The following is a 26,176-nucleotide window of genomic DNA, read 5'->3' as shown; positions in this document are numbered from 1 at the left end:
GTATGCACTTGAATGGCAAGCATGCATAGGGAGTTGCAGCGATTGTGCCAGTATTTCTGTTTATAAAAATCGTTGTAAATCAGTAAGTTATAAAATTAGGTCGTTTCGTCTGTCGTGCAATCTGCATGAATGGCCATCGTGCATCCTGCATTTTGCGGGATCACTGTCGATCCGATGGAACCAATATCTCCGGCCGGAATCCCGCTGTGCGTTGCAGCCCCGGGCGGATACAAAACATTGCAAAAACCGCGTGTACAGCCTGAGAAGCCCTGACGTATTTTCGGCCTCGACCCTCGCTCAAGAAGCGCCGGTTGCGTCACCCGATTGCCCGACAATAAAAATCCGGCCTGCACGTCAAGGTCGAACGGGAGCTACCATGCGCCACGCGCCTAGCGACACGATTACCTGGGGCATGATGCTCCGCAAGCTGCCGATGATTGCCAAAGCCATCCCTCGGGTGGTGAAAGGCATGAAGGTGGCCAACGTCAAGGATCCGACCCAAACCTGTGGCCTGGGCTGGACTTTCGAGCAAGCGACTCTGCGCAATCCCGAGGGCCCCGCGCTGCTGTCGGGTGAGGTGGTGCTGAGTTATTCACAGGTCAACCAGTGGGCCAACCGCATCGCCCACTATCTGATCGGGCAGGGCATCGGTAAAGGCGATGTGGTGGCGGTGTTCATCGAGAACCGCCCGGAATTGCTGGTGACGATTCTGGCCCTGGCCAAAGTGGGCGCCGTCAGTGCGCTGCTCAATACCTCGCAGACCCGCGATACGCTGATCCACAGCATCAATCTGGTAATGCCGGCGGCGATTGTCGTCGGTGAAGAGTTGTTGCCGGCGTTTGCGGCGGTACGCGAGCAAGTGTCGATCCCGGCAGTGCGCGCCTGGTTCGTCGCCGATCAGGATACCTTCAGCCATCCGGGCATCGCGCCCGAGGGCTACATCAACCTGATCAGCGCCAGCGCCGACGCCTCGGGCGACAACCCGGCCAGCAGCCGGCAGATTTTCTTCGACGACCCCTGTTTCTATATCTACACCTCCGGCACCACCGGTTTGCCGAAAGCCGGCGTGTTCAAGCACGGCCGCTGGATGCGCAGTTCGGCGAGCTTCGGCATGATCGCCCTCGACATGCGCCCCGACGACATCGTCTATTGCACCTTGCCGCTGTACCACGCCACCGGGCTTTGCGTGTGTTGGGGTTCGGCGGTCAATGGCGCCTCGGGTTTCGCCATTCGCCGCAAGTTCAGCGCCCGGCAGTTCTGGAGCGACGTGCGCCGCTATCGCGCAACCACCATCGGTTACGTCGGCGAGTTGTGCCGTTATCTGGTGGATCAGCCGCTCAGCGCCGACGACAGCCGTCACGACGTGCGCAAGATGATCGGCAACGGCCTGCGGCCCGGTGCGTGGGCCGAGTTCAAGACCCGCTTCGGCGTGGATCACATCTGTGAGCTTTACGCCGCCAGCGACGGCAATATCGGCTTCACCAACATCCTCAATTTCGACAACACCATCGGTTTCTCGCTGATGGCCTGGGAACTCGTCGCCTACGACCAGGACAGCGGCGAGCCGATTCGCGGCGAAGACGGATTCATGCGCAAGGTCGGTCGGGGTGAGCGAGGCCTGCTGCTGGCGCGGATCGACGACAAGGCACCGCTGGACGGCTACACCGATCCACAGAAAACCGCCAAGGTCGTGTTGCAGGACGTGTTCGCCAAGGGCGATCGGTTCTTCAACACTGGCGATCTGCTGCGCAACATCGGTTTCGGTCACGCACAGTTTGTCGACCGCCTCGGCGACACCTACCGCTGGAAAGGCGAGAACGTCTCGACCACCGAGGTCGAAAATCTGCTGCTCCAGCACCCGCACATTTCCGAAGCGGTGGCCTATGGCGTGGAAATCCTCAACACCAACGGTCGCGCCGGGATGGCGGCGATCACCCCGGCCGAGTCGCTGGCGACCCTGGATTTCGCCGAAGTGCTGGCCTTCGCCCGCCAGCGCATGCCGGCCTATGCGGTGCCGCTGTTCCTGCGGGTCAAGGTGAAGATGGAAACCACCGGCACCTTCAAATACCAGAAAACCCGCCTGAAAAACGAAGGCTTCGACCCCGGCCTGACGGCGGATGATCCGATTTACGCCTGGCTGCCGGGGAGCGAAACCTACGTGCAGGTCACGGATGAAATCCTTGCCGACATCCGGGCAGGCAAGTACCGCTATTGATATTGGCTATCGGCGGTCTTGGAAAAAAGGGGATGACAGCTATCGCTGCGCTCGGGAAACTGTCGGCTTTCCGATTGACCGAAAGTGGAGTGAACCATGTCTGACCAAAGCCGCCAGATGACCCCCGAGGAAGCAGCCGAATTCACTGAACAGGTGTTCAACAAGGCGCGCGAGGGCGATGCGGTGATGCTCGATCGCCTGATCACTGCCGGTCTGCCGGTGAACCTGACGAACAGCAAAGGCGACACCCTGCTGATGCTCGCCAGTTACTACGGCCACGTGGACGCGGTGCAGGTGCTGCTCAAGCACAAGGCCGATCCGGAACAACGCAATGGCAACGGCCAGAGCCCGATTGCCGGCGCGGCGTTCAAGGGCGATCTGGCCGTGGTCAAGGCCTTGGTCGAGGGCGGGGCGCAGATTGAAGGCGCCTCCTTCGATGGCCGCACGGCGCTGATGATGGCGGCGATGTTCAACCGCGTTGAAATCGTCGACTACTTGATCGACCAGGGCGCCGACCCGAAAGCCAAAGATGCCAATGGCGTCACCGCGCTGGACGCGGCCCGCACCATGGGCGCTGTGGACACCACCGCGCAGCTGGAAAAACTGCTGGGCTGAGGCCGCTGGCCGCGACCCGCTCTGTGGCGAAGGCGAGAATGCGCTATCCTTCGCGCCCTCAAAATTCCCTTCGCCACAGGATCCGCCCCCATGAAAGCCGCACTCGCCGAACTCATCAGCAAAATCAGCTCCGGCTGCATGGGCGAAGACGAGATCCTGAAAGTCGCTGACGAAGCGGCGCAGGCCTACGCCGATGCCGACGCTTTTCTGACCGCCAACCCGGACATTAACTACGACGAGACTTTCCCGATTCCGCTGGGCGAGTGGGTCGTGGTCGGCAGCCTGCCGGAGACCGTGCTGTTCCAGGCCGACACCTACGCCGACCTGTTCGCGCAGATCGTTGCTTCGTTCGGCCCGGGCGTGGAGTTCAACCTCAAGCCCAAGCAACTGGCCAAGACCGAAGCGCTGACCGCGCTCAACCGCATCCAGGTGCAGATGAGCAGCCTGAACAAGGAAAACGGCGGTTACACGTTGATGAACTTCAGCCAGTTGCTCGACGACGAGCTGCAAGTGGTGCTGGTCTACGGCAACGACGTGCCGCGCGTGCTGGATCTGTGCGCCGAAGTCGGCATTGCCGCCGCGCCGTCGCTGGAAGCCTTGAAGGTCGCCGTTCACGTCTGACGCAATAAAAGGGAACCCTGAGCGCGACCGTCTATCCTAAAAGTGCATGCCACTATTCTGGAGCGACACCATGGGTTCCACGTTCAACGGCCTGGTCGGCCTGATCATTCTTGCGCTCGACATCTGGGCGATCATCAATGTGCTGAAAAGCGGCGCCGAGACCGGGATGAAAATCCTCTGGGTGCTGCTGATCATCCTCCTGCCGGTGCTGGGCCTGATCATCTGGGCGATTGCCGGGCCGCGGGGCAACGTGCGGATCTGACCGTTCGCACCCTGATCGGGTCGGGCCGATGAACTGAGGTTCGACCTGTCATCTTCGGCAACGTAGAATGCGCGCCTTTCCCGGGCAATCGAACCTGACGATTGGCGCCCGCGCATTCATCGGAGCACTTCACCATGACCGTCACCAAGACCAGCGAATACCTGGAAACCCTCTACGAAGGCTACGGCCAGCGTTTTCGCATGGAAAAACTGCTGCACGAAGTGCGCACCGAACACCAGCACCTGGTGATCTTCCAGAACCCGCGCATGGGCCGGGTGATGGCGCTGGACGGCGTGATCCAGACCACCGAAGCCGATGAGTTCATCTACCACGAAATGCTCACCCACGTGCCGATCCTCGCCCACGGCACCGCCAAGCGTGTGCTGATCATCGGCGGCGGCGACGGCGGCATGCTGCGCGAAGTGACCAAACACGCCAGCGTCGAGCACATCACCATGGTCGAGATCGACGGCACCGTGGTCGACATGTGCAAGGAATTCCTGCCGAACCACTCCAAGGGCGCCTACGACGATCCACGCCTGAACCTGGTGATCGACGACGGCATGCGCTTCGTCGCCACCACCACCGAAAAATTCGACGTGATCATTTCCGACTCCACCGACCCGATCGGCCCGGGCGAAGTACTGTTCTCGGAAAACTTCTACCAGGCCTGCCACCGCTGCCTGAACGAGGGCGGCATCCTCGTGACCCAGAACGGCACGCCGTTCATGCAGATCGAAGAAGTGAAAACCACTGCCGGGCGCCTGCGCAGCCTGTTCCCGGACTGGCACTTCTATCAGGCGGCCGTGCCGACCTACATCGGCGGTTCGATGACCTTCGCCTGGGGCTCGACCAACCCGGCCTACCGCAAGCTGACCCGCGAAGTGCTGCAACAGCGCTTCATCGGCAGCGGCATCGTCACCCGCTACTACAACCCGGAAATCCACATCGGTGCTTTCGCCTTGCCGCAGTACGTGCTGCAAGCGGTGAACAAGCCAAGCAACGACTGATCGTTCGCGGGTCAGAAAAAGCCGAGGCCGGTGTGCGAAAACACACCGGCCTGGGCTTTTTTCATGCTGCATCGGTGTAAACCTTTTGAACGATCAATCCTGACAAAAGTCGAGATAGGTGTAAGCCCATTTGCGGGTTTGATCGAGGAGGCTCCGATGTCAAAGTGGAAAGTCACTTTCGTGGACGATCATGGTGAAACGATCGACGAAGTCTTCGAGTGCGAGGAATGCCCCAGCCATGAACGGGCAGCCCGCCTCATCAAAGAACGATTCCTGCCAGTCGCCGCCGAGCTTGACCTGAACGATCTGGAAGGGCGCACCGCCGATGCCGGCGTAAAAAGCCTGAAAACCCAGAACAGCATCGAAATCCGCAGCATCACCCCAATCTGAATCTTCATTTTCTTCATGTACCAGGCCTTGGCAGCGGCTCTATCTTGGGGCTACTCTGCAAGCGAGATCAGCGAACGGATCGCTAAGGTCTGGTCTTGTCAGCTACATGCTTGTTTCCCGCCGGCAACGCGGTTGCCGTAAGCACCCGGGCCCAGTGGGCCAGTGCAGGGAATACGGAAAGTCTATCCATCTATGCGAGGGGGACGATTCATGAGCACAGCCTATCAAGAAGACATCAGCAGCAGCGTGCTGCGCCGCATGAAAGAAGGCGGTTTCGATTTTTCCCGATTCCATCCCATCGAGTTCTACGCCATTTTCCCGGACGAGGAGCGGGCGCGCAGGGCGGCAGGCAAATTTCGCGGTGAATCCATCAATGCCCAGGTCAGTGCGCGCGACGACGGCGCCTGGTCTCTGGAATTGAGCAAGGTGATGTACGCAACCTACGACGACATTGGCGATTTCGAGCAGGGCTTCTCGGCGGTGGTCGAGCCCTTGGGCGGCATCATCGAAGGCTGGGGCGTGAAACAGGAGATCCGCAACCGGCATCGTTTGAACTGATCACTCTCGCAACACGTCGAGCTACGGCTGGCCTTCGGGTCGGCCGTTGTCGTTTCTACGGCCCCGAAAGCGCATGGCAAAACCCTGAAACAAGAAACCGGCGCAAAAAAAAGCCACCTGAAAAGGTGGCTAAAAGGGAAGACCGCAAGGAGAGGAAACCGGTCAGGGTTACGGCCGGGAGGGCTGCCGAGGCAAGCCGGATCAGTGAGGCTGCGTACTTCGTCAGCGACGTTTTTGCAGCGGATGCGCGGATTATCCGCAGTGGCCTGCGGGCAGTGAAATCAACTCTGACTATGCTGGTGATAGGCGACGGGATTGCGTCGCAATGAAGCGGGGGCGATCAGGTTGGAGCATTTGCCGCACAGGAATGGTGCGGCGCGTGTGGCGTGAATATCCAACCGATTGAAATCAAAGCGTTTATGCCGATGGCACGGGCCTTGCGAAGGCCTGTATGTCCGGAGTGACAAGGAGTACGGCATGATCCGCACCTATTTTGATGAGATGTATGATGCCGGCGGCCAGATCCGCCCGCATTACCGGGAGTTTGCCCGCTGGCTGGCCGAGACACCTGACGAGCTGCTGGCCCAGCGGCGACGCGAGGCCGATCTGCTGTTCCATCGCGCCGGGATCACCTTCACGCTCTACGGGGACGAGCAGGGGACAGAACGTCTGATTCCCTTCGACACCATTCCGCGCAGCATTCCGGCCAGCGAGTGGCGGATCGTCGAGCGCGGCTGCATCCAGCGGGTCAAGGCGTTGAACATGTTCCTCGCCGACCTTTACCACGAGCAACGCATCATCAAGGCCGGGATCATTCCCGCCGAGCAGGTGCTGGCCAACGAGCAATACCAGTTGGCGATGCAGGGGCTGGATCTGCACCGCGATATCTATTCGCACATCTCCGGCGTCGATCTGGTGCGCGACGGCGACGGCACGTATTACGTGCTCGAGGACAACCTGCGCACGCCGAGCGGCGTGAGCTACATGCTCGAAGACCGCAAGATGATGATGCGCCTGTTCCCCGAGCTGTTCGCGGCCCAGCGCATCGCGCCCATCGATCATTACCCGAACCTGCTGCTCGATACCCTGAAAAGCTCGAGCCCGATCGACGACCCTAGTGTGGTGGTGCTGACACCGGGACGCTTCAACAGCGCGTTTTTCGAGCATGCGTTTCTAGCCCGGGAAATGGGCGTGGAACTGGTGGAGGGCGCGGACCTGTTCGTGCGCGACGACAAAGTCTTCATGCGCACCACCGACGGCCCGAAAGCGGTGGACGTGATCTACCGCCGGCTCGACGACGCGTTCCTCGATCCGCTGGCCTTCCGCCCGGATTCGATGCTCGGCGTGCCGGGACTGCTGTCGTCCTATCGCTCCGGCAATGTGGTGTTGGCCAATGCCATCGGCACCGGCGTGGCGGACGACAAATCGGTGTATCCGTTCGTTACCGAAATGATCCGTTTCTACCTCGACGAAGAACCGATCCTGAAGAACGTGCCGACCTGGCAATGCCGTAACCCGTCCGAGCTTTCCCATGTGCTGGCCAATCTTCCGGATCTGGTGGTCAAGGAAACCCAGGGCTCCGGCGGTTACGGAATGCTGGTGGGGCCGGCGGCGACCACGGCGGAAATCGATGCGTTCCGCGAGCGGATCAAGGCCAAGCCTCACGCCTATATCGCACAACCGACGCTGTCGCTGTCGACCTGTCCGACCTTTGTCGAAAACGGCATTGCGCCGCGCCATATCGACCTGCGCCCGTTTGTATTGTCCGGCCGCGAAACCCGGGTCGTGCCCGGCGGTTTGACCCGTGTCGCCCTGCGTGAAGGCTCTCTGGTGGTGAATTCATCCCAGGGCGGCGGAACCAAGGACACCTGGGTGGTCGAGGATTGAAGGAAGCCTGCCATGTTAAGTAGAACTGCCTCGGATCTGTACTGGATGTCGCGTTACCTGGAGCGGGCGGAAAACCTCGCGCGGATGCTCGACGTCAGTTATTCGCTGTCGCTGATGCCGCAGGACGGCCGTGGCGACGGTCTGCACGAACTGGCGATGCCGCTGCTGATCACCGGCACGCTGGACGATTACCTGGAACGCCACGGCGAATTGCATGCCGAGCGACTGCTGCACTTCTTCGCCCTCGACGCGGCCAACCCGGCGAGCATCTACAGCTGCCTCGGCGCGGCGCGGGCCAGCGCCCATGCGGTGCGCGGGCGGATCACCGCGGACATGTGGGAGAACATCAATGCCACCTGGCTGGAGATCCGCGGGATCGCCAATCAGGGCCTCAGCCGTTATGGCATGAGCCGTTTCTGCGAGTGGATCAAGGAGCGTTCGCACCTGTTTCGGGGCGCGTCCTACGGCACCATCATGCGCAACGACGCGTTTCGTTTCATTCGCCTGGGTACGTTTATCGAACGCGCTGACAACACGTTGCGTCTGCTCGATGCGCGTTACGAAATGGCAGGCGATCAGGCGGAAGCCGTCAGCGACGGCACCGCTCACGCCTATTACCAGTGGAGTGCGCTGTTGCGGGCCTTGTCATCGTTCGAGGCCTATACCGAGATCTATCGCGATGCGCCCGGCGCCCGGCATGTGGCCGAGCTTCTTTTGTTGCGTGCGGATGTGCCGCGTTCGCTGCGGGCCTGCACCGAAGAAATCGACCAGATTCTCGCGCAACTGCCGGGGGCCAACGGTCGTCCCGCGCAACGGCTGGCGGCGGAATTGGACGCGCGTCTGCGCTACACCGGTATTCAAGAAATCCTTGAGGAAGGGCTGCACGCCTGGCTCACCGAATTCATCCCGCTGGTGCGCCAGTTGGGCAACGCCATTCACAGTTCCTACCTGGAGGCCGCATGAGACTTTCCATCAGCCACGAGACCACCTATCACTACGAAGATCAGGTGCGCGCGAGCATCCAGTACCTGCGCCTGACACCCCACGACAGCGAGCGTCAGCACGTGCTGAGCTGGCAGCTTGACCTGCCGCGCCCGGTGCGCGCCCAGCTCGATCCGTTCGGCAACATCCTGCACGTGCTGACCATGGACGAGCCCCACGAAGCGATCATCATCGGCGCCCGGGGGCAGGTTGATATCGACGAATTGCGCGAGGCGGAGCACGAGAGTCAGTCGGCGCTGCCGTTCCTGCGGTTCACCCGGCTGACCGAGGCTGACGAGGCATTGCGCGCGTTTGCCGAGAATTCATGCAAACAACGCCGCGACCGCAACGCATTGATCGATCTGATGCACGGTTTGAACCAGCACATGACTTACAAGCCGGGTTCCACCGAAGTCGACACCAGCGCCGCCGAAGCGTTTGCCGGGCGGGCGGGTGTTTGCCAGGACCACGCCCACGCTTTCCTGGCCTGCGCACGCAGCCTCGGGGTGCCATCACGTTATGTGTCGGGTTATCTGTACAGCGAGGATTGCGAGCATCTGGCCAGTCACGCCTGGGCCGAAGCCTGGATCGATGACGCCTGGTACAGCTTTGACGTGACCAATGAGCTGGCGCGGCCGGAGCGGCACCTGAAACTGGCAGTGGGTCTGGATTATCTGGATGCCTGTCCGGTGCGCGGCATGCGTCGGGGCGGCGGGTCAGAGCAGATGCACGCGAAAGTGCTGGTGTCGCCGACACCAGCGCCAATCATCTCGGTGCAGCAGCAGTAAACGATGTGGTCGGTTTACTTGGCGGGCGCAACCTTGCGCCCGGCCATGTGCTGCAAATACCCGATCAGTTTCTGCAGATCCGCATCCGGCAACACCTCGGCGGTAAACCCCGGCATCTTCGCCTGCGGCCACTGACGCAGACTCTGCGGATCGCGGATGTAGCGCTTGAGGAAATCCGCGCCGAAGTACTCCGTCGGGTTGTACGGGATATTCAGATCCGGCCCAAACTGCGCATCGCCCGCGCCATTCAGGCGATGGCAGGCCAGGCAGTTCTTCTGGAACAGTGCAAACCCCTGATTCACCGGGTCATCGGCCTTCAGCGCAGGGGCCGGCAACAGGGCAGGGAAGCGTTCGGCCACCGGTGCCATGCGCTTGATGCTCGCCACTTCGAATGGCCATTGTTCCGGGCTGATATTGCCGGCCTGCGGATCGGTCCACACCAGATAAAACGGCCCGGCGCTGTGCTTGCCTTCCGACAGCGGCGGCCAGGGCTGCGCCGGATCCTCGATGGCCAGCCAGGCGCGTGAGCCTTGGGTTTTTAGCAATGGAGCCGCAGACAGCTCAGCGGCAAAACCGTCCAGCGCTACGGCTTGCAGGTGATCGTCCGGTTTGATGCCGGTCAGCAGCGCGGCAATCGGCACGGCCCGATAAGTCATGTCCTTCTTGTAGGACACATCATTCTTGACCGTGAGGGTTTGTACCTGAGGATGCTTGAGCAACTCCTCGGTCTGCCAGGTGCGGCTGTTCGCGCCCAGCTCCAGGTTCAGCTGCGCGGCAGTCAGGGGCATGCTCAGCAGCATGGCCCCGAACAGAATGAGCGTTTTCAAATGATCGCCGTCCGTGTCGTGGAAGTGCGCAAAGGTTGGCACAGCCACGCTGGCCCGGATAGCGGGCCAGTCACATTTTCAGTGGCGATAAACAATACCTGCCGCTTGAGTCAGCCGAGGACCTTGGTCAGGTTCGGCAGAATCAACAACAGCGTCGTGGCGAAAAGAATGAGTCCTGCTTGCCGTACTTTCGGTTGTTTGAACATGGCTTGACCGCCTTTTTTGTTATTTCCTGATGCCTGCCTGCATATCCATGATGGCAAGCGCTGCACTTCCTGTTGAAGAACGTCTGCCTCGGCAAAACCCGACGACAACAACGTACATCTTCACCTTAGGGCCCGCGTCACGCTTCGCTTAGATCCATTTCGTATGTACTTGCTACCGGTTGCGATTAAAAAGGCATGAGGCCCATTGCCAGCTTCTTTGCCGCCCGTTTGCTAGACAGCTCGCACACCTGAACCGGTTAACCAAGCCATGGATGACCGTCCGTCTGAGCGTGCGCGTCAACGTCATTGAGCGCTGTGGTCATTGAATCCGTCGCCTGCGAAGACAACAGTGACAGCACGAATTTCACTCACCGCACAGGTTCGAGGACGTCATGACCCAAGCTTTGATTTTCGACGCGTTACGCACGCCCCGTGGCAAGGGCAAGGCCGATGGTTCGCTGCACAGCGTCAAACCGGTGAACCTGGTGGCCGGGCTGCTGACCGCTTTGCAGGCGCGCACCGCGCTGGACACCAGCCAGGTCGATGACGTGGTGCTCGGTTGCGTCACGCCGATTGGCGATCAGGGCTCCGACATCGCCAAGACCGCCGTGCAGGTGGCCGATTGGGACGTCAGCGTCGCGGGTGTGCAGATCAACCGCTTCTGCGCCTCGGGGCTGGAAGCGGTGAACCTGGGGGCGATGAAAGTGCGCTCCGGGTTCGAGGATCTGGTAGTGGTCGGTGGTGTGGAGTCCATGTCCCGCGTGCCGATGGGCAGCGACGGTGGCGCCTGGGCGCTGGACCCGCAGACCAACCTGCACAGCCACTTCACGCCACAAGGCGTTGGCGCCGACCTGATCGCCACCCTTGAAGGCTTCAGCCGCCAGGACGTCGATGCCTACGCGCTGCATTCGCAACAGAAAGCCGCCCGTGCCCGGGCCGACGGTTCGTTCAACAAGTCGTTGGTGCCGGTGCAGGACCAGAACGGCATCATCCTGCTCGATCACGATGAGTTCATTCGCGCCGAGTCGACTCTTGAAGGTCTGGGCAAGCTCAAGCCGAGTTTCGAAATGATTGGCCAGATGGGCTTCGACGCCACGGCGTTGCGGGTCTACAGCCATGTCGAGCGGATTAACCATGTGCACACGCCGGGCAACAGCTCGGGGATCGTCGACGGCGCGGCGCTGATGTTGATCGGCTCCGAGGCCAAGGGCCGCGCGTTGGGCCTGCAACCCCGGGCGCGGATCGTCGCCACGGCGGTCACCAGCACCGATCCGACCATCATGCTCACCGGCCCGGCGCCGGCCACTCGCAAGGCGTTGGCCAAGGCCGGGCTGCGGGTGGAAGACATCGACTTGTTTGAAGTCAACGAGGCGTTCGCCTCGGTGGTGCTGAAGTTCATCAAGGACATGGCTGTCGACCCGGACAAGGTCAACGTCAATGGCGGCTCGATCGCCATGGGCCACCCGCTGGGCGCCACCGGTTGCGCGATCCTCGGCACCTTGCTCGATGAACTGGAAGCCCGGCGCCTGCGCTACGGCCTCGCGACACTGTGCGTCGGCGGCGGCATGGGCATCGCGACCATCATCGAACGCCTCTGACCCCAAGGAATCCTGTCATGACCCAAGCCATTCGTTACGAAAAAGGCCAGGACGGCATCGTCCTCCTGACCATCGACATGCCGGGCCAGAGCGCCAACACCATGAACTCGGTGTACCGCGAGGCCATGGCCGAAAGCGTCGCCCGTTTGCAGGCGGAAAAAGAGGACGTCGCCGGGGTGATCATCACCTCGGCCAAGAAAACCTTCTTCGCCGGTGGCGACCTGAATGAACTGATCAAGGTCGGCAAGCCCGAAGCCAAGGCCTTCTATGACATGGTGCTGACCCTCAAGGGCCAGTTGCGCACCCTGGAAACCCTCGGCAAACCGGTGGTCGCGGCGATCAACGGCGCGGCGCTCGGCGGCGGCTGGGAAATCTGCCTGGCCTGCCACCACCGCGTGGCACTGGACGATGCGTCGGTGCAGCTCGGTTTGCCGGAAGTGACCCTCGGCCTGTTGCCGGGCGGCGGTGGCGTGGTGCGGATGGTGCGCATGCTGGGCATCGAAAAGGCTTTGCCGTATCTGCTTGAAGGCAAGAAAGTCCGTCCGCAGCAGGCGTTGCAGGCGGGGCTGATTGATGAACTGGCAGCGGATCGCGATGAGCTGCTGGCCAAGGCCCGGGCCTGGATTCTGGCCAATCCCGCGGCCGTGCAGCGTTGGGATGTGAAGGGCTATCAGATTCCCGGCGGCACGCCATCCAATCCGAAAGTCGCGCAGATGCTGGCGATTGCGCCGTCGATCCTGCGCACCAAAACCCAGGGCACGTTGCCGGCGCCGGAGAAGATTCTGTGTGCGGCGGTGGAAGGCGCGCAGGTGGATTTCGACACCGCGCACCTGATCGAAACCCGTTATTTCACCGAACTGACCACCGGCCAGATCTCGAAAAACCTGATTGGCACCTTCTGGTTCCAGCTCAATGAAATCAACGCCGGCGGATCGCGGCCGCAGGGTTTTGCGCCTTATGTGACGAAGCGCGTGGGCGTGCTCGGCGCGGGCATGATGGGCGCCGGGATCGCCTATGTCAGCGCATCGGCCGGGATCGACGTGGTGCTCAAAGACATCAACCTCGCGGCTGCGGAAAAGGGCAAAGCCCATTCGGCGGCATTGCTGGACAAGAAAGTCGCTCGCGGGCAGATGACTGCGCAGCAGCGTGAAGCGGTGCTGGCGCGCATCCATCCGACCGAAAGCGACGCCGATCTGGCAGGTTGCGATCTGATCATTGAGGCGGTATTCGAGGATCGTGATCTCAAGGCCAAGGTCTCGGCAGCAGCACAGCAGGTGGTCGGCGCCGACGCGGTGATTGCTTCCAACACGTCGACCTTGCCCATCACGGGGTTGGCGACCGCAGTGCCGGATCAAAGCAAGTTCATCGGCCTGCACTTCTTCAGCCCGGTGGAAAAGATGCCGCTGGTGGAAATCATCAAAGGCGCGCAAACCAGCGACGAAACCCTCGCACGCGGGTTCGATTTCGTACTGCAAATCAAGAAAACCCCGATTGTGGTCAACGACAGTCGTGGTTTCTTCACTTCGCGGGTATTCGGCACTTTCACCAATGAAGGCATTGCCATGCTGGGTGAGGGCGTCAGTGCGCCGATGATCGAGACCGAAGCGCGCAAGGCCGGCATGCCTGTCGGGCCGCTGGCGATCTCCGACGAAGTTTCCCTCAGCCTGATGAGCCATATCCGTCAGCAAACGGCCAAAGACCTGCAGGCAGAAGGGAAACCGCTGATTGAGCACCCGGCGTTCGCCGTGATTGACTTGCTGCTCAACGAATACAAGCGGCCGGGCAAGGCAGCGGGAGGCGGTTTTTATGAGTACCCCGCGGGTGGGCAGAAACATTTGTGGCCCGAGCTGAAAACCCGTTTCGAGAAAGCCGACGGGCAGATTTCGCCCAAGGATGTGCGTGATCGACTGCTGTTCGTGCAGGCCATCGAGACCGTGCGCTGTGTGGAGGAGGGCGTGCTGACGTCGACGGCGGACGCCAATGTCGGCTCGATCTTCGGCATCGGTTTTGCGGCATGGACGGGCGGCGCGTTGCAGTTCATCAATCAATATGGCGTGAAGGACTTCGTCGCGCGGGCGCAGTACCTGGCGGAACAGTACGGCGAGCGTTTCGCACCGCCTGCGTTGCTGCTGGAAAAAGCCGCGAAAGGCGAGTTGTTCTAACGGGGAGGGGAGGCATTTCGGGGCTTGCCTTGCCGGGTGGTTTCAAGGCAGGCTCTGGGGTGTGCATTATTCCCATCACGTGTCAGGTATTTTTTATGTCGCTACGCATCTGCATTCTGGAAACCGACATCCTGCGTCCGGAACTGGTCGATGAATATCAGGGTTACGGGCAGATGTTCCAGCGCCTGTTCTCGCAACAGCCGATCGCCGCCGAGTTCACGGTGTACAACGTGATGCAGGGCGACTATCCGAGTGATGACCTGACTTTCGATGCGTATCTGGTCACCGGCAGCAAGGCCGATTCGTTCGGCACCGACCCGTGGATCCAGACCCTCAAGCAATACCTGCTGACTCGCTACGAGCGGGGCGACAAACTGCTCGGCGTGTGCTTCGGCCATCAACTGCTGGCGCTGCTGCTGGGCGGCAAAAGCGAGCGCGCTACGCAGGGTTGGGGAGTTGGCATTCACAACTACAAACTGGCGGCCAAGGCGCCGTGGATGAGCCCGGTGCGCGAAGAGCTGACGCTGTTGATCAGCCACCAGGATCAGGTCACGGCGTTGCCGGAGAACGCGACGGTGATTGCTTCCAGCGATTTCTGCCCGTTCGCCGCGTACCACATCAACGATCAGGTGCTGTGCTTCCAGGGGCATCCGGAGTTCATTCACGACTACTCGCGGGCGTTGCTGGATCTGCGTCAGGAAGCGCTGGGCGAGCAGGTGTACAGCAAGGGTGTGGCCAGCCTGGAACATCAGCACCACGGCACCACGGTGGCGGAGTGGATGATGCGCTTCGTGGCGCACAAGCCGACCGCCGCTTGAATTCGAACGCCCTCGTGCCTTGCACGGGGGCGTTTTTTCTTATAGCCAACCGGATTTCTTGAAGCTCGCCCACAGGCTCACGCAGCCGACCGTGATAAAGCCCAGTACGCCGAAATAGCCGTAGTGCCAGCTCAGCTCCGGCATGTTCTGGAAATTCATCCCGTAGATCCCCGCCACCGCCGTGGGGAATGCCAGAATCGCCGCCCACGCGGCGAATTTGCGCTGCACCACGCTCTGGCGTGACGCCTCCAGCAGCACGCCGATTTCGATGGTCTGGCTGGCAATGTCGGCCAGGGTGGTCAGGTCTTCCATCTGCCGCGTCACATGGATCTGCACATCACGGAAGTACGGGCGCATGTTCTTGTCGATGAAGGGGAAGCTCAGCTTCTGCAGCTCCTCGCCGATTTCCACCATCGGCGCCGCGTAACGGCGCAAACGCAAGACGTCTCGGCGCAGGCCATGGAGTTTCTGGATGTCGTGTTCATTGAGCGCACTGCACAGCACGTTGCGTTCCAGCTCATCGATCTCGGCGTGGATCGCTTCGCCCACCGGCTGATAGTTCTCGATCACGAAATCCAGCAGCGCATACAGTACGAAATCTTCCCCGTGTTCCAGCAGCAGCGGCCGTGCCTCACAGCGCTGGCGGACGTGGGCGTAGGACGCCGAATGACCGTTACGCGCGGTGATGATGTAGCCGTTACCAGCGAAGATATGGGTTTCGATGAACTGCAGAATCCCGTGTTCGCGCACCGGCGAGTAGGTGACGATGAACAGCGCGTCGCCAAAGGTTTCCAGCTTTGGCCGGCTGTGTTTTTCCAGAGCGTCTTCGATAGCCAGTTCGTGCAGGTTGAACTGGCGTTGCAGGTTGGACAGTTCCTGGGCGCTCGGCTCTTCGAGGCCGATCCAGACAAAGTGGCCGGTCTTGGCGGCCCAGGCCGCGCCTTCGTCGAGGGAAATATTGGTGACTTTCTTACCAGCGCTGTAAACCGCAGCAGCAACAACTCGACCCATGGTGTTGATTCACTTCTTCTTGGCAGATGGCAGGGGAGGCATGGCTTCAGCTTAGCCGTGTCGCTGCTTGAGAGTCAGTGAAATCTGCACAGTTCACCGGGCAAAAGAAAACCCGCACTGGGCGGGCTTCTTTATTCACGCGGCTTGCAGCTGCCGATCCATCGCATCGATACATTCGCGCATCTGCTCGCGGCATTGGTTGATGAGCATGGGCATGTCATCCATGGTCAGGCCAGCGGTAGGAATTGCCGGCAGCGAGCGTATGAGAACTTTCCCGCTGTGCCAGCGGTTCAGACGCATGTGCTTGATGTAGCTGCTGACACACACCGGAACGATCGGCACCCCGGCGGCGATGGCCATCTGGAACGCGCCTTTTTTGAATGGCAGCAGTTCTTCACCCAGGTTGCGGGTGCCTTCCGGGAAGACCCAGATCGAGGTGTCTTTGTGCTGCAAAGTGTCGGTGGTGGTCAGCATCGACTGGCGCGCCTTGTGCGCGTTCCCGCGATCGATCAACACATTGCCCGCCAGCCAGAACAGCTGCCCGAACAGTGGCACCCACTTCAGGCTCTTTTTGCCGATGCACACGGTACGGCGCGGCACCACGTTGCCGAACACGAACAGGTCATAGTTGGACTGATGGTTGGCGATGATCACGCAGCTGTCGGGCTTGTTCATCAACGGCCCGACATCGGCTTTCACTCGCAAACGCAAAATGCACATGGCCGGCAGTGCATAGAGACGGGCACACAGACGACTGTTGTCCGGATTGAATGGGCGGCACAGCCCGAGGATCACACCGAGGATTCCCGCCAGAATAAAGTGCAGGCCCATCAACAACATACGAAACACGAACAGCATTTTAAGGCCCATCGGGACAAAAGGTGGCGCAGTGTACGGATGTGCACTGTTTTCGGCAATTGCCGCTATAGAGTCCGGAGATGGGCGATGTTTAAGCGCATGTTTCCGACTTGTTGGTCAGAGGCGTCCTAGAGCTGCTGCAGAGTTTTTAACTGGTCGTGTAAGAAAAAGCCCGACACGACGGTCGGGCTTTTCAGAATCGGAATGAGCCGGGTATCAGCCCAGATGCTCTTGATCCTGGATGATCGCGTTGTCCAGGGCTTCCAGTAGCGCCTTGCGTACTTTCAGCTTGGTGTTCTTGTGTGCGGTCATGTTGATCTTCTTCAACTGACGCGCGGCGGCGAGGGCGGCACCTTGCAACTCTTCGGCCGCGACAACCTTGTCGAGGAAACCGGCATCCACTGCGCTTTGCGGATCAAACATCTCGCCATTGATCACCGAGCGATGGAAGGCCGAGCGACGCAGACGATCACGGGCCAGCTCGATACCGGCATGGTGCATGGTCATGCCGATCTGCACTTCATTCAGACCGATGCTGAACGGGCCGTCGACACCTATGCGGTAGTCGGCGGACAACAGAATGAATGCACCTTTGGCCACGGCGTGACCCGGGCAAGCGACGATCACCGGGAACGGATGCGACAGCAGACGACGGGCCAGAGTCGAACCGGCAGTCACCAGCGACACCGCCTCTTTAGGGCCGGCGGTCATTACTTTCAGGTCGTAGCCGCCAGAGAGAATGCCCGGCTGGCCGGTGATGATCACAACGGCACGATCCGCCACCGCCTGATCCAGCGCCGCGTTGAAGGCCGCGATCACGTCCGGGGAAATGGCGTTGACCTTGCCGTTGCTCAGGGTCAGGGTCGCGATACCGTCTTCGAGGTGGTAGGCAATCAGGTCGCTCATGGCGCAATTCCTTATAAGAAAGATGGGCAGACGTTACCCACCGTCGTCGGTCAGGTAAAGCACTGTGACTGACCCGCCAGTCACTGTTTACTGGCCGATGCGCTGCAACGCGCCCGGTGCCTGACGCCTGCGCGCCTATCTAGAAGGGCCGCGTTTGCCCGAGATTGGCCGGATCGCCATGGACTCTCGATGGCGGTCGCGGCTTTTTCGCTTAACCGCATGAAAATTCTGAAAAAAAGTTTGCCATCAGAAAAGCTTTCGACTACATTAGCGCGCCTCGACAGACAGAACATGTTTGAAGAGATACGGTGAAGTGTCCGAGTGGCTTAAGGAGCACGCCTGGAAAGTGTGTATACAGGAAACTGTATCGAGAGTTCGAATCTCTCCTTCACCGCCAAATTCGATGTAAACAAAACCCCTGGTTTCGAAAGAAACCAGGGGTTTTGTGCATTCTGGCGTCCGGATTTTTTTGGTCACAGAGATCGGTTCGGCATCCCTTTGCCAGGGCATTACAATCGCGGTTTTATCCGGCATGTAAAAGGACGACCTCCATGATCATTTCCACCACCCACTCCATCGAAGGCCGGCAGATTACGGCGTATCTGGACATCGTCAGTGCCGAGTCGGTGCAGGGCGTGAATGTGATTCGCGATATGTTCGCGGGCATGCGGGACTTTTTTGGCGGGCGTTCGCAGACGCTGGAGCGGGCATTGAAGGAGGCACGTATCCAGGCGACTGACGAGATCAAGGAACGTGCGCGGGCTTTGCAGGCGGATGCGGTGGTCGGGGTGGATTTCGAGATCAGCATGCCCGCAGGGAAGGGTGGCATGGTGGTGGTGTTTGCGACCGGTACGGCGGTCAAGTTGCGCTGAGGCTAGTGAGCCCATTCAACGGAATGGGCTCTGTGCTGATAATCAGCCCTGCGGTTTGAGCAGGATGGTGCCTTTCGAATTGTAGGTCAGCGGCGTGTCGATCGCGACGAGAGGCGGCGTATCGCCGGGTTGAACTGGCTGAACCGGGTCCGGGTGGTAGATCACGCCAGGCTGCAACGGACTCGGTCCGGTCGGCTGCTTGATGACGATTTCACCCGAAGCGATCTTTTCCTTGAGTTTCTCCGCCCCGGCCTTGCCGGCGGCGATCTGTTCATCCGTGAGCTTTACAACAGGCAGTGTCGGTAATCCTTTGATTTCCATGTTCTCTCCTTGAGATTTATTGCGTAGGAAAAAGGGCAGCGGCCGGTCGCCGGGAATCTTTAGCCGCGTGAGACCAACGGTTCGTCATTGTGTTTAATTTCCGTGGGCCATTCGTCGGGCTCCGGGTGATCTGAACCACAAGTCCAGGAATGACCGGCTAGTCTCAAAAGCCTTGGAGGTCGATATTTTTTCAGGCGAAAGGGTTTGCCGGTGTCGGCCCGCATTTGAGAAGGGGAGCAAAGATGACTGATCCGTACATCGAAGACGACGGGGCTGAATTTTCATTCAATAATTGCGTGCGCTGCGGCCAGACGGAGTATCAGGCCGGATTTGGCGAGGATCCGGTGCAGACCGGCAAGATCAAGTCCACGGCACCCAAGGGCCCGAAGGCGAAGTTTCTGCCCAAGGTCACCACCCGCTCCAGAAAGTGAGTCCTGTCCCGCAGAGCCCCGTCATTGAACGGGGTTTTTTATGCCTGCCTGGTAGAGAAGCGTCCTACATTGATTGAAGCTTTTGTCCGGTTTTTTCACAAACTTTTCACACCCGCCTGAGTAGGGTGAAGCCATCCGTTAGAAAGCAAGTCTCCAGCCCGTCTCCCCAGCGGGCTTTTTTTTGTCCGTCATAAAACCTTTTCCATATCCGCTGTCCAATCGGCGCCAAGTGCGCTGCAACGCTGGACATTGCCGCGACAACAGCATTCAATCTGCGCCCTTTTTTCTTCCTTCTGTTGAGGTTTTCGTCATGCGTTTAACTCTGCCTGCTCTGGTTCTGGGGCTTCTGGTTGCTCAAGGTGCAATGGCTGGTGACGGTACCGCCGCACTGGGTGGCGGTCTCGGCGGCGCGCTGGGTAACGTGGTTGGCCAGAAAATGGGCGGCAGCACCGGTGCAGCGATTGGTGCTGGTGTAGCCGGTGCTGCCGGCAGCGCATTGGCTGCCAAGAAAGGTGCCCGTACCAAAGCAGCCATCGGTGGCGGTGTCGGTGCGGCGGGCGGTTCGGTGATCGGTAACAGCCTGGGCGGCAAGACTGGCGCCACCATCGGTGCAGGCCTGGGCGGCGCAGCCGGTGGCGCGGTGGGCAGCAATCTGTCCAAGGGTCACAAGCGTCACTGATTGCCAACGCATGTCTGAAAAGGCCCGGTTTGATGCCGGGCCTTTTCGTTGCTGAACGTTTTTCCCGAATTCGCCTCCAATGCTACGTAGCCCCCTCCGCGGGCGAACCGTCCCGACTCGGGACCTGTGAGGTCTGTATGCGCTTGACATTATCCGCATTGGTTTTGGGATTACTGGTAGCTCAAGGCGCCATGGCCGCTGGTGATGGCACAGCCGCCGTGGGTGGCGGATTGGGTGGCGCGCTGGGCAACGTGGTCGGCGGCCAGCTCGGCGGCAGCACCGGTGCTGCGGTGGGCGCTGGTGTTGGTGGTGCAGCCGGCAGTGCTGTCGGCGCGAACAAACGCAATCGCACGGAAGCCGCCATTGGCGGTGGCCTCGGCGCCGCAGGCGGTTCAGTGATCGGCAACAGCCTCGGCGGCTCCACCGGTTCGACCATCGGCGCAGGGTTGGGCGGCGCAGCGGGTGGTGCGGTCGGCAACAACCTGGGTGACGATGGCGGCAAGTCGCACTCCGGCGGTGGTCATAAGCACAAGTACAAACACAAGAATCGTCATCGTTGAGTGATCGGTTCTACGAAAACCCGGCTTTATGCCGGGTTTTTTGCGCCTGCGCGTCATGCGCAGGAACGAATAGCGACCATACTTTTCGAACGTTTACACATTTGAGATTAATGAGGTGCGCCATGACTCCCGAAACCGAAGGCAAGGAAGTAAAAGGCCCGAGCGGATTGCCGTTTATCAATGATCCGGGGAATGAAGATCCGGGGTCGTTGATGGATGATGCGACGGTTCCGCTTATGGAGGGTGAGGAGGAGCTTGAGTATGAGGATTTTGATGATGATGAGTGATTGGGCACTCGCCTCGTTGAACTTGGCGTGCGCCTACTAGACAGCGATATCCTCCCGGACCTCAATGCGCCGCGGCCAATTGGTCAACGCTGACTTCCCTGTCCGCACTAATGTCCGTGGAGCAGCGGTCTAACCCCTGCTATTCGCTATTGAACAAACGAAACATCAATCCTGTCCGCGTTGATTTTGACAAATTGCCCATTCAGACGTGGGAATTCGTAGTGGATATCCTGATCAGTAAAATCGACAAACGACCGGAAAACTTCGCCATCCAGGTAGCCATAAATCTCACAGGGGAATCCGCTACCGAGCATCTTGATCTGCGTTTTTTCGAATTGTGCAGGTGATACACATTCTTCATCGGATAACACCATTTCGAACTCAACGTTGTAAGTTTTTCCCACCTCAATTTTTGAAGGGCTGTAGCTTACGAAGCACCTGACCGCTACGCCCTCTACAACCAGCAAAATAGCTTCTTCTACATACGGGTCTATTTCGACAACCAATGCTTTGTACGTCTTAGTCATGAGCAGGCCTCACTGTTTTATCTTGTGCATTACCATTGATTGTCCGCCAAAACTCTTTTCCACTTTTGGTGTGTAGAGTCGTAATTTCATTATTGGTGTTGGTGCCAACGAAAGCGAATTTCGCTTCACCTTTTCGGTTAGTCCCCATCAACTGGATATACCCTGCTCGCACCTCTCCCTTGTATAAGTACTCCACACGCGTGCCTTGATTCACAACGCCTCGCGCGGTGAGTAAGTACTCTTCATTGCTCATCGCTTTAAATTCGGCGCCATGCTTTTCAAAATGCCCGGCAAGCTTTTCATCACTCCCAAAATTTTCGGGTCGAGATTTTGGCTTCGGAATCAGCGGTTCACCTTCGTCAACAACCGAATCACCCACCCCATCCGGCACCGGACACCCCGGCTTGTTCGGCGGCGGACAATTGGACGTCAACCCCAACGGATCCACCCACCCCGTCGGATTCGGCACGTACCGGTACTGATTCAGCCCACCCGCCAGCTTCACCGGATCCGGCGTCAGGTACCGGCCCACGTCCGGGTCGTAATACCGATGCCGGTTGTAATGCAGCCCGCTTTCTTCATCGAAATACTGCCCCTGAAACCGTAGTGGCTGGGTCAGGTAGTCCTCGGTCGCGAGCTCCAGCGAGGTGACCTTGCCGTAGGCGCTGTATTTGGCTGACCAGACGATCTCGCCGCTGTAGTCGGTCAGTTCCTGCGGGGTGCCGAGGTGGTCGAGTTGGTAGTAGAACGGGCAGGCGCGTTTCGGGCCTTTGCCGTCGAGCATCGCCAGCGGGCGGAAGGTGCCGGGTTCGTAGATGAAGCTGCGGTGCTGGGTCGGGCTGCTTTCGGCGATCAGATGGTCGCCTTGCCAGAAGAATTCGGTGCTCTGGCCGTCGACGGTCTTGCGGATGCGCCGGCCGAAGGCGTCGTATTGGTAGGTCGCGGTTTTGCCATCCGGGCGGGTCAGGCCGATCAGGCGGTGTTGGCTGTCGTAGCGGTATTCGGTGACGAGGGTTTGCGCGCGGCCGCGGCGTTCGCGGATCAGGTTGCCGAAGGCGTCGTAGTCGTAGTGGCGGTCGCCCTGCATCAACAGGCGGTTGCCTTTGATCTGCGTCGGGCCGGGGCGATCCTGCATCAGCAGGTTGCCGGCCGGGTCGTGGGCGAAGTTTTCCGGCACATCGTCGCGGGTGTGGCGTACGCGGATCAGCCGGTCTAGGGCGTCGTAGGTGTAGCTGCGCTGGCCGTGGCGGGTGTCGGCGATGTGTTCGAGGTTGCCGTTGGCGCTGTAGGCAAAGTCGCGGCGGTACAGCGCACTGCGTTGATGGCCTACGGCGTGGGCGCGTAAGCGGCCCTGTTCGTCGTAGGTGTATTCGCTGAGCAGCAGGCCCTGCTGGCGCTGCTGTTCGCGGCCGTTCTGGTAGACGTGGCGGGTCAGCAAGGCACCGTTGAGGTCGATCGCGGTCAGCGCCCCGCCCTTGGCGTAGTGGTAATCGAGTTTGCTGTTGTCCGGCAGACGCAGGCGGGTGAGCTGGCCGCAGGCGTCGTAGGCGTAACGCAGGGTGCCCCAGCCCTGATGCTCGCGCACCAGCCGGTCCTGCAGGTCGTATTCGAAGGCCAGCGGGTGATCCTGGCCGTCATCCACGCCGACCAGTCGACCGAGGCGGTCATACCGGTAGCTGACCTCGACCCCGTCCGGCAGGGTCTTGAGCAGCAATCGTCCGGCGCTGTCACGTTGGTAAGCGGTGACCAGCGTCGAGCCGTCGTCGCCGAACTCGGTCTTCTCCAGCAGATGACCGTTGCGGTCGTAGGCGTAGGCGGTGCGCCGGCCATCGAAGCCGGTTTCCTGTCGGATCAGTCCGGTGGGCGTGTAGTCCAGCCGATACTTTTCGCCGGACTCGTTCTCGATTTCCGTGAGCAGCAGCTGCGCATGGTCGTAGCGGTACTGCAGGCGCGTGCCGTCGGGGTTGATTCGCCGGCTGACCAAATGCAGGTCATCGTCATACTCGTAGCGGGTGATGCGCCCCAGTTCATCGCGTTCGGCGGTGACCTGGCCGTAGGCGCTGTAGGACCAGGCGCGGGTGGCACCATTCGGCGAGGTGGTCTGGATCAGCCGGCCAACGGCATCCCATGCATGACGGGTGACCGCGCCATGCTCGTCCTGCGCCGTAATCCGCCGCCCTAGCGCATCGTAGGAAAACTTGCGAACCCCACCGTCCGGCAGACTTTCTTCGACCAGTTGGCCCAGGTCGTTCCACACGAACACATGCCGACCCGAATCCGGATAACGGATCGACAGCAACCGCCCCTGTGCATCGCGGTGGTAGTGGGTGACATGGCCATCCGGGTCGACCGCTTCGGTGATATCACCCTGGGCATTACGCCGGTACGTCCACACGGCATCGCCACGTGAACGACTGTGCAGGAAACCGTTGCGGTACTCGTAGGACGTCGGCGCATCGTCCGGCGGAATCAGCGCGATCAGCCGTCCGGCATCGTCGTAGCGGTATTCGGTGACCGCCCCCAGCGCATCCTGCTCGGCGACCAATCGGCCCTGTGCGTCGTAGGCCTTGAGCTGTTCGCCACCATCGGCGGCAACCTGGCGCACCAACCGCGCCGTATCGTCGTGGACGTAGGTTTCTTCAGTGCCGTCGACGTACTGCACCGTGACACTGCCGGCGTCATCCCAGACGTAACGCGTGTCCATCTGCGAAAACGACGCCCAGTGCCGCACGCAGCGCGCCGCCTTGCCGGCGCGTTCCCACTCCCAGAAGAAACTCGCACCGCCGGCCAGTTGCCGTTGCAGAATGACGTGCTGGTCGTCGTAGTCGTAACGCTCAGTCTCGCCGACGGCGTTCGCCGCCTCGATCAATCGATGGCGGGCATCAAAGCGGTAGCTGACCAGCGTCTGCTCGGTACGCCAGGCAGACTCCCGAAAAACCTGATAATCGACCGCGACCAGATGCGCCCGCTCATAGCGCAACAGCAGCGAACGGCCCGCGCCGTTATCCAGCCGCTGAATCCGGTCGGAAAGATCCCGATGCACCGTCAGACGATTGCCATACGCATCGCTGACAGCCGTCAGACGCCCAACCCGAAAGTGATAAAACCGCGCCGCGTCCCCCGCCAGCGCAACAATCAGCTCCTCCGGCTCATCCCCGAGAAAGATCGCCGCCCGCGACAGGCTGTTGTGAATGGCCGGCCGCTCGACATTCGGCAGCGGAAACCGCGTGCGCCGGTTCTCATGGTCGACCCAGACCACCGAAGCGCCATCAACCTCCAGCCGATGCGCCAGCGAATGGCTCCAGCCAAACCCCAACCCGACATCAATTTCCGCCGCACTGCTGCGATACAACCGGCTGAACTCAAATGGAAGCAGCCCATCGAGCACCCCGTCAGTCAGGGTCAACAATTCTTCGCCGGTGACCATCGACACCGGACACCCATTGGTGCAGGTCCTCGGTGCACAATCGGCGCTGTCACCGTTGGGATTTTTCGACTGATCCGAAGCCTCATCCCGAGGCTCATGCCGCTCCATTCGCGTCATGCCGTGGGACTTGTCGCGGGCAATGGCGGCTGGATTGGGCACCTTCAGCACCAGCGAATCGGCTGTGCGAATTTCCAGCGGAATGGCCGGTGTCGGTCGCAACGGCGCCTGCCGCGCATTGACCATCAACGGTTTCAAAGCGCTCGCATGGCGGGTCAGGTCAGGCGCCGAGGTCAGCTCCGCCAGCCGCAACGCCGACGCCGCCAGCCATTCCCGCGCACGCGGCGACTTGATCTTGCCCAGTACCTGGGTGCTCAACCGCAGCGGCACACCCATGCCACCCGACACACACATCAGCAGAAAACTGACCAGCAGCTCAGTCCGAACTTCAGCCAGCACCTCGGCCAGATACTGCGGCGGCAGCATCTTCAGCCAGCTGGTAAAGGCCGCCAGATAAATGAACAGCAACGGCTCGTCGCCGAGCATCAGCAGGCCATTGGCGATGGCCTCGGAGGACGCCGCGAGCAAAGCATCCAGTTCAGCGCTGGACAGGTATTGCAGAAGCTTTTCGCTGTTGGCCTGCAAGTCTGCAAGCAGGGCAAACAGCTGTTTCACGTCATCCCAGACGCCATTCAGCGCAGATTCGAAACCGTGCCAGTCAGCCCGTTGCAGCTGCCCGTAACGCTCGGTGAAACCGGCGCTGGAAAACGCCGTCCACTGCGGTTGAAACCCTTTCCATTCCTCACGCAGCCAGCCTTCCAGGCCATCAACAAGGCCCTGATACGAGGCGTACAACGTCTGGATATGCGCGGTGGAAACATCGGGAAAGAAGGTGATGCGATAACGCTGGCCCCGGTCGCAGTCGCTGACCTCGAGAATGCCGGTGGGGCCGATGGTGTGATGCAGCGGTTCGCCGAACCCCAAAACGCCGTCGACATCGGAAATCACCGGTTCAAGGATCACCGGCGTGTCGCCGATCGGCACAAACCGTGCGGCTTCGAACATGTGCACCAGCGTCAGGGGGCCGGTGGCGGGGCACATGACCACGGAGGAACTGATGGGGCTGCGGCTGCCAACCGGTGCACTGAGCCGGACATCGTTGCCGACCTGGAACACCTGCTCGACACCCAGCGCGGAGCCCGTCCAGAACTGCTCGGCCCAGGCGTCATAGTTGTTGAGGCAAAGGCGAAACTCCTGAAACAGCTTTTCGACGTCAGGCTGATCAGGGTTCAGCGCAGCAACCACCAGCAAACCGATGCTGTTGTTCAGTTTCAGGAGTGGATCAGGTGGAAGCATTGGCAG

Annotated in this window: 25 protein-coding genes and 1 tRNA gene; 19 read left to right on the top strand and 7 right to left on the bottom strand. The window is 60.4% G+C overall.

Going from position 1 to position 26,176, the window contains the following annotated elements:
* Window positions 1-376: 376 nt before the first annotated feature.
* The 10 genes from CAF80_RS00290 (at window position 377) to CAF80_RS00240 (ending at window position 9,327) form a co-directional block, all read left to right on the top strand.
* The gene (locus CAF80_RS00290; protein WP_085666675.1) at window positions 377-2,215 is read left to right on the top strand and encodes a long-chain-acyl-CoA synthetase; all 1,839 of its coding nucleotides are present in this window, start codon (window positions 377-379) and stop codon (window positions 2,213-2,215) included.
* A gap of 96 nt (window positions 2,216-2,311) precedes the next feature.
* Window positions 2,312-2,830, top strand: a complete 519-nt coding sequence (locus tag CAF80_RS00285; protein ID WP_039769928.1) for an ankyrin repeat domain-containing protein — start codon at window positions 2,312-2,314, stop codon at window positions 2,828-2,830.
* A gap of 90 nt (window positions 2,831-2,920) precedes the next feature.
* Complete coding sequence (locus CAF80_RS00280; protein ID WP_039769929.1) at window positions 2,921-3,451, top strand: hypothetical protein; 531 nt, start codon at window positions 2,921-2,923, stop codon at window positions 3,449-3,451.
* A gap of 70 nt (window positions 3,452-3,521) precedes the next feature.
* Entirely contained in the window at window positions 3,522-3,713 is a 192-nt protein-coding gene (locus CAF80_RS00275; protein ID WP_007959984.1) for a PLDc N-terminal domain-containing protein, read from the top strand.
* A gap of 134 nt (window positions 3,714-3,847) precedes the next feature.
* Window positions 3,848-4,723, top strand: a complete 876-nt coding sequence (gene speE / locus CAF80_RS00270) for a polyamine aminopropyltransferase (protein WP_085666674.1) — start codon at window positions 3,848-3,850, stop codon at window positions 4,721-4,723.
* 156 nt (window positions 4,724-4,879) lie between these two features.
* Entirely contained in the window at window positions 4,880-5,113 is a 234-nt protein-coding gene (locus tag CAF80_RS00265) for a hypothetical protein (RefSeq protein ID WP_074687606.1), read from the top strand.
* A 210-nt stretch (window positions 5,114-5,323) separates the two neighbouring features.
* Entirely contained in the window at window positions 5,324-5,671 is a 348-nt protein-coding gene (locus tag CAF80_RS00260) for a ribonuclease E inhibitor RraB (protein WP_007959978.1), read from the top strand.
* 477 nt (window positions 5,672-6,148) lie between these two features.
* Entirely contained in the window at window positions 6,149-7,558 is a 1,410-nt protein-coding gene (locus CAF80_RS00250) for a circularly permuted type 2 ATP-grasp protein (protein WP_039769936.1), read from the top strand.
* Between the two features lie 12 nt (window positions 7,559-7,570).
* Window positions 7,571-8,521, top strand: a complete 951-nt coding sequence (locus CAF80_RS00245; RefSeq protein ID WP_085666673.1) for an alpha-E domain-containing protein — start codon at window positions 7,571-7,573, stop codon at window positions 8,519-8,521.
* The gene (locus tag CAF80_RS00240) at window positions 8,518-9,327 is read left to right on the top strand and encodes a transglutaminase family protein (protein WP_039769938.1); all 810 of its coding nucleotides are present in this window, start codon (window positions 8,518-8,520) and stop codon (window positions 9,325-9,327) included. Before CAF80_RS00245 ends, CAF80_RS00240 begins: the two co-directional genes overlap by 4 nt.
* A gap of 14 nt (window positions 9,328-9,341) precedes the next feature.
* Here the strand turns inward: CAF80_RS00240 and CAF80_RS00235 are convergent, their stop codons facing one another.
* A complete protein-coding gene (locus CAF80_RS00235) occupies window positions 9,342-10,127 on the bottom strand; it encodes a cytochrome c (protein ID WP_085666957.1) in 786 nt (261 codons plus the stop codon).
* 625 nt (window positions 10,128-10,752) lie between these two features.
* On the opposite strand from CAF80_RS00235, the gene CAF80_RS00230 reads away from it, so the two are divergent.
* From CAF80_RS00230 to CAF80_RS00220, 3 genes are all read left to right on the top strand, one after another.
* On the top strand, window positions 10,753-11,958 hold the full coding sequence (locus CAF80_RS00230; protein WP_039769940.1) for an acetyl-CoA C-acetyltransferase: 1,206 nt from the start codon (window positions 10,753-10,755) through the stop codon (window positions 11,956-11,958).
* A gap of 17 nt (window positions 11,959-11,975) precedes the next feature.
* On the top strand, window positions 11,976-14,120 hold the full coding sequence (locus tag CAF80_RS00225; protein ID WP_085666672.1) for a 3-hydroxyacyl-CoA dehydrogenase NAD-binding domain-containing protein: 2,145 nt from the start codon (window positions 11,976-11,978) through the stop codon (window positions 14,118-14,120).
* A 95-nt stretch (window positions 14,121-14,215) separates the two neighbouring features.
* Complete coding sequence (locus CAF80_RS00220; RefSeq protein WP_007959955.1) at window positions 14,216-14,938, top strand: amidotransferase; 723 nt, start codon at window positions 14,216-14,218, stop codon at window positions 14,936-14,938.
* 39 nt (window positions 14,939-14,977) lie between these two features.
* Here CAF80_RS00220 and CAF80_RS00215 read toward each other — a convergent pair whose 3' ends face one another.
* From CAF80_RS00215 to CAF80_RS00205, 3 genes are all read right to left on the bottom strand, one after another.
* On the bottom strand, window positions 14,978-15,949 hold the full coding sequence (locus CAF80_RS00215) for a magnesium and cobalt transport protein CorA (protein ID WP_039769945.1): 972 nt from the start codon (window positions 15,947-15,949) through the stop codon (window positions 14,978-14,980).
* A gap of 135 nt (window positions 15,950-16,084) precedes the next feature.
* Window positions 16,085-16,807, bottom strand: coding sequence for a 1-acylglycerol-3-phosphate O-acyltransferase (locus CAF80_RS00210; protein WP_085613517.1), 723 nt, complete (start codon window positions 16,805-16,807; stop codon window positions 16,085-16,087).
* A 216-nt stretch (window positions 16,808-17,023) separates the two neighbouring features.
* A complete protein-coding gene (locus CAF80_RS00205; protein WP_085666671.1) occupies window positions 17,024-17,713 on the bottom strand; it encodes a crotonase/enoyl-CoA hydratase family protein in 690 nt (229 codons plus the stop codon).
* Window positions 17,714-18,020: 307 nt separating this feature from the next.
* On the opposite strand from CAF80_RS00205, the gene CAF80_RS00200 reads away from it, so the two are divergent.
* A tRNA-Ser gene (locus tag CAF80_RS00200) sits at window positions 18,021-18,110 on the top strand.
* 154 nt (window positions 18,111-18,264) lie between these two features.
* Window positions 18,265-18,585 (top strand): YbjQ family protein, encoded by a 321-nt coding sequence (locus CAF80_RS00195; protein WP_039769949.1) that lies wholly within the window; start codon window positions 18,265-18,267, stop codon window positions 18,583-18,585.
* Window positions 18,586-18,627: 42 nt separating this feature from the next.
* Here CAF80_RS00195 and CAF80_RS00190 read toward each other — a convergent pair whose 3' ends face one another.
* On the bottom strand, window positions 18,628-18,906 hold the full coding sequence (locus CAF80_RS00190) for a hypothetical protein (protein WP_085666670.1): 279 nt from the start codon (window positions 18,904-18,906) through the stop codon (window positions 18,628-18,630).
* Between the two features lie 242 nt (window positions 18,907-19,148).
* On the opposite strand from CAF80_RS00190, the gene CAF80_RS00185 reads away from it, so the two are divergent.
* The 4 genes from CAF80_RS00185 (at window position 19,149) to CAF80_RS28790 (ending at window position 20,863) form a co-directional block, all read left to right on the top strand.
* On the top strand, window positions 19,149-19,337 hold the full coding sequence (locus tag CAF80_RS00185) for a hypothetical protein (RefSeq protein ID WP_039769953.1): 189 nt from the start codon (window positions 19,149-19,151) through the stop codon (window positions 19,335-19,337).
* Window positions 19,338-19,647: 310 nt separating this feature from the next.
* On the top strand, window positions 19,648-20,016 hold the full coding sequence (locus CAF80_RS00180) for a glycine zipper domain-containing protein (protein WP_039769955.1): 369 nt from the start codon (window positions 19,648-19,650) through the stop codon (window positions 20,014-20,016).
* Between the two features lie 137 nt (window positions 20,017-20,153).
* Window positions 20,154-20,576, top strand: coding sequence for a YMGG-like glycine zipper-containing protein (locus tag CAF80_RS00175; protein WP_039769957.1), 423 nt, complete (start codon window positions 20,154-20,156; stop codon window positions 20,574-20,576).
* Window positions 20,577-20,698: 122 nt separating this feature from the next.
* The gene (locus CAF80_RS28790; protein WP_166742346.1) at window positions 20,699-20,863 is read left to right on the top strand and encodes a hypothetical protein; all 165 of its coding nucleotides are present in this window, start codon (window positions 20,699-20,701) and stop codon (window positions 20,861-20,863) included.
* Window positions 20,864-21,009: 146 nt separating this feature from the next.
* Here the strand turns inward: CAF80_RS28790 and CAF80_RS00170 are convergent, their stop codons facing one another.
* Together CAF80_RS00170 and CAF80_RS00165 are read right to left on the bottom strand one after the other, a co-directional pair.
* The gene (locus CAF80_RS00170) at window positions 21,010-21,390 is read right to left on the bottom strand and encodes a hypothetical protein (RefSeq protein ID WP_085666669.1); all 381 of its coding nucleotides are present in this window, start codon (window positions 21,388-21,390) and stop codon (window positions 21,010-21,012) included.
* Window positions 21,383-26,170, bottom strand: coding sequence for an RHS repeat-associated core domain-containing protein (locus tag CAF80_RS00165; protein ID WP_085666668.1), 4,788 nt, complete (start codon window positions 26,168-26,170; stop codon window positions 21,383-21,385). Before CAF80_RS00165 ends, CAF80_RS00170 begins: the two co-directional genes overlap by 8 nt.
* Window positions 26,171-26,176 lie beyond the last annotated feature (6 nt).

It is taken from the genome of Pseudomonas sp. B34(2017), assembly GCF_002112915.1.
Lineage (GTDB): Bacteria > Pseudomonadota > Gammaproteobacteria > Pseudomonadales > Pseudomonadaceae > Aquipseudomonas > Aquipseudomonas pharyngis.
Note: the sequence above shows the minus strand (reverse complement) of the source record. Positions and strands in the feature narration are given on the sequence as shown.

Coding starts and splice junctions, on each gene's coding strand:
- CAF80_RS00250 (WP_039769936.1), top strand. CDS start 6,149: ATGATCCGCACCTATTTTGATGAGATGTATGATGCCGGCGGCCAGATC.
- speE (WP_085666674.1), top strand. CDS start 3,848: ATGACCGTCACCAAGACCAGCGAATACCTGGAAACCCTCTACGAAGGC.
- CAF80_RS00280 (WP_039769929.1), top strand. CDS start 2,921: ATGAAAGCCGCACTCGCCGAACTCATCAGCAAAATCAGCTCCGGCTGC.
- CAF80_RS00290 (WP_085666675.1), top strand. CDS start 377: ATGCGCCACGCGCCTAGCGACACGATTACCTGGGGCATGATGCTCCGC.
- CAF80_RS00285 (WP_039769928.1), top strand. CDS start 2,312: ATGTCTGACCAAAGCCGCCAGATGACCCCCGAGGAAGCAGCCGAATTC.
- CAF80_RS00235 (WP_085666957.1), bottom strand. CDS start 10,127: ATGCTGCTGAGCATGCCCCTGACTGCCGCGCAGCTGAACCTGGAGCTG.
- CAF80_RS00230 (WP_039769940.1), top strand. CDS start 10,753: ATGACCCAAGCTTTGATTTTCGACGCGTTACGCACGCCCCGTGGCAAG.
- CAF80_RS00175 (WP_039769957.1), top strand. CDS start 20,154: ATGCGCTTGACATTATCCGCATTGGTTTTGGGATTACTGGTAGCTCAA.
- CAF80_RS00185 (WP_039769953.1), top strand. CDS start 19,149: ATGACTGATCCGTACATCGAAGACGACGGGGCTGAATTTTCATTCAAT.
- CAF80_RS00265 (WP_074687606.1), top strand. CDS start 4,880: ATGTCAAAGTGGAAAGTCACTTTCGTGGACGATCATGGTGAAACGATC.
- CAF80_RS00205 (WP_085666671.1), bottom strand. CDS start 17,713: ATGAGCGACCTGATTGCCTACCACCTCGAAGACGGTATCGCGACCCTG.
- CAF80_RS00215 (WP_039769945.1), bottom strand. CDS start 15,949: ATGGGTCGAGTTGTTGCTGCTGCGGTTTACAGCGCTGGTAAGAAAGTC.
- CAF80_RS00170 (WP_085666669.1), bottom strand. CDS start 21,390: ATGACTAAGACGTACAAAGCATTGGTTGTCGAAATAGACCCGTATGTA.
- CAF80_RS00260 (WP_007959978.1), top strand. CDS start 5,324: ATGAGCACAGCCTATCAAGAAGACATCAGCAGCAGCGTGCTGCGCCGC.
- CAF80_RS28790 (WP_166742346.1), top strand. CDS start 20,699: ATGACTCCCGAAACCGAAGGCAAGGAAGTAAAAGGCCCGAGCGGATTG.
- CAF80_RS00165 (WP_085666668.1), bottom strand. CDS start 26,170: ATGCTTCCACCTGATCCACTCCTGAAACTGAACAACAGCATCGGTTTG.
- CAF80_RS00245 (WP_085666673.1), top strand. CDS start 7,571: ATGTTAAGTAGAACTGCCTCGGATCTGTACTGGATGTCGCGTTACCTG.
- CAF80_RS00210 (WP_085613517.1), bottom strand. CDS start 16,807: ATGCTGTTCGTGTTTCGTATGTTGTTGATGGGCCTGCACTTTATTCTG.
- CAF80_RS00195 (WP_039769949.1), top strand. CDS start 18,265: ATGATCATTTCCACCACCCACTCCATCGAAGGCCGGCAGATTACGGCG.
- CAF80_RS00225 (WP_085666672.1), top strand. CDS start 11,976: ATGACCCAAGCCATTCGTTACGAAAAAGGCCAGGACGGCATCGTCCTC.
- CAF80_RS00240 (WP_039769938.1), top strand. CDS start 8,518: ATGAGACTTTCCATCAGCCACGAGACCACCTATCACTACGAAGATCAG.
- CAF80_RS00180 (WP_039769955.1), top strand. CDS start 19,648: ATGCGTTTAACTCTGCCTGCTCTGGTTCTGGGGCTTCTGGTTGCTCAA.
- CAF80_RS00190 (WP_085666670.1), bottom strand. CDS start 18,906: ATGGAAATCAAAGGATTACCGACACTGCCTGTTGTAAAGCTCACGGAT.
- CAF80_RS00220 (WP_007959955.1), top strand. CDS start 14,216: ATGTCGCTACGCATCTGCATTCTGGAAACCGACATCCTGCGTCCGGAA.
- CAF80_RS00275 (WP_007959984.1), top strand. CDS start 3,522: ATGGGTTCCACGTTCAACGGCCTGGTCGGCCTGATCATTCTTGCGCTC.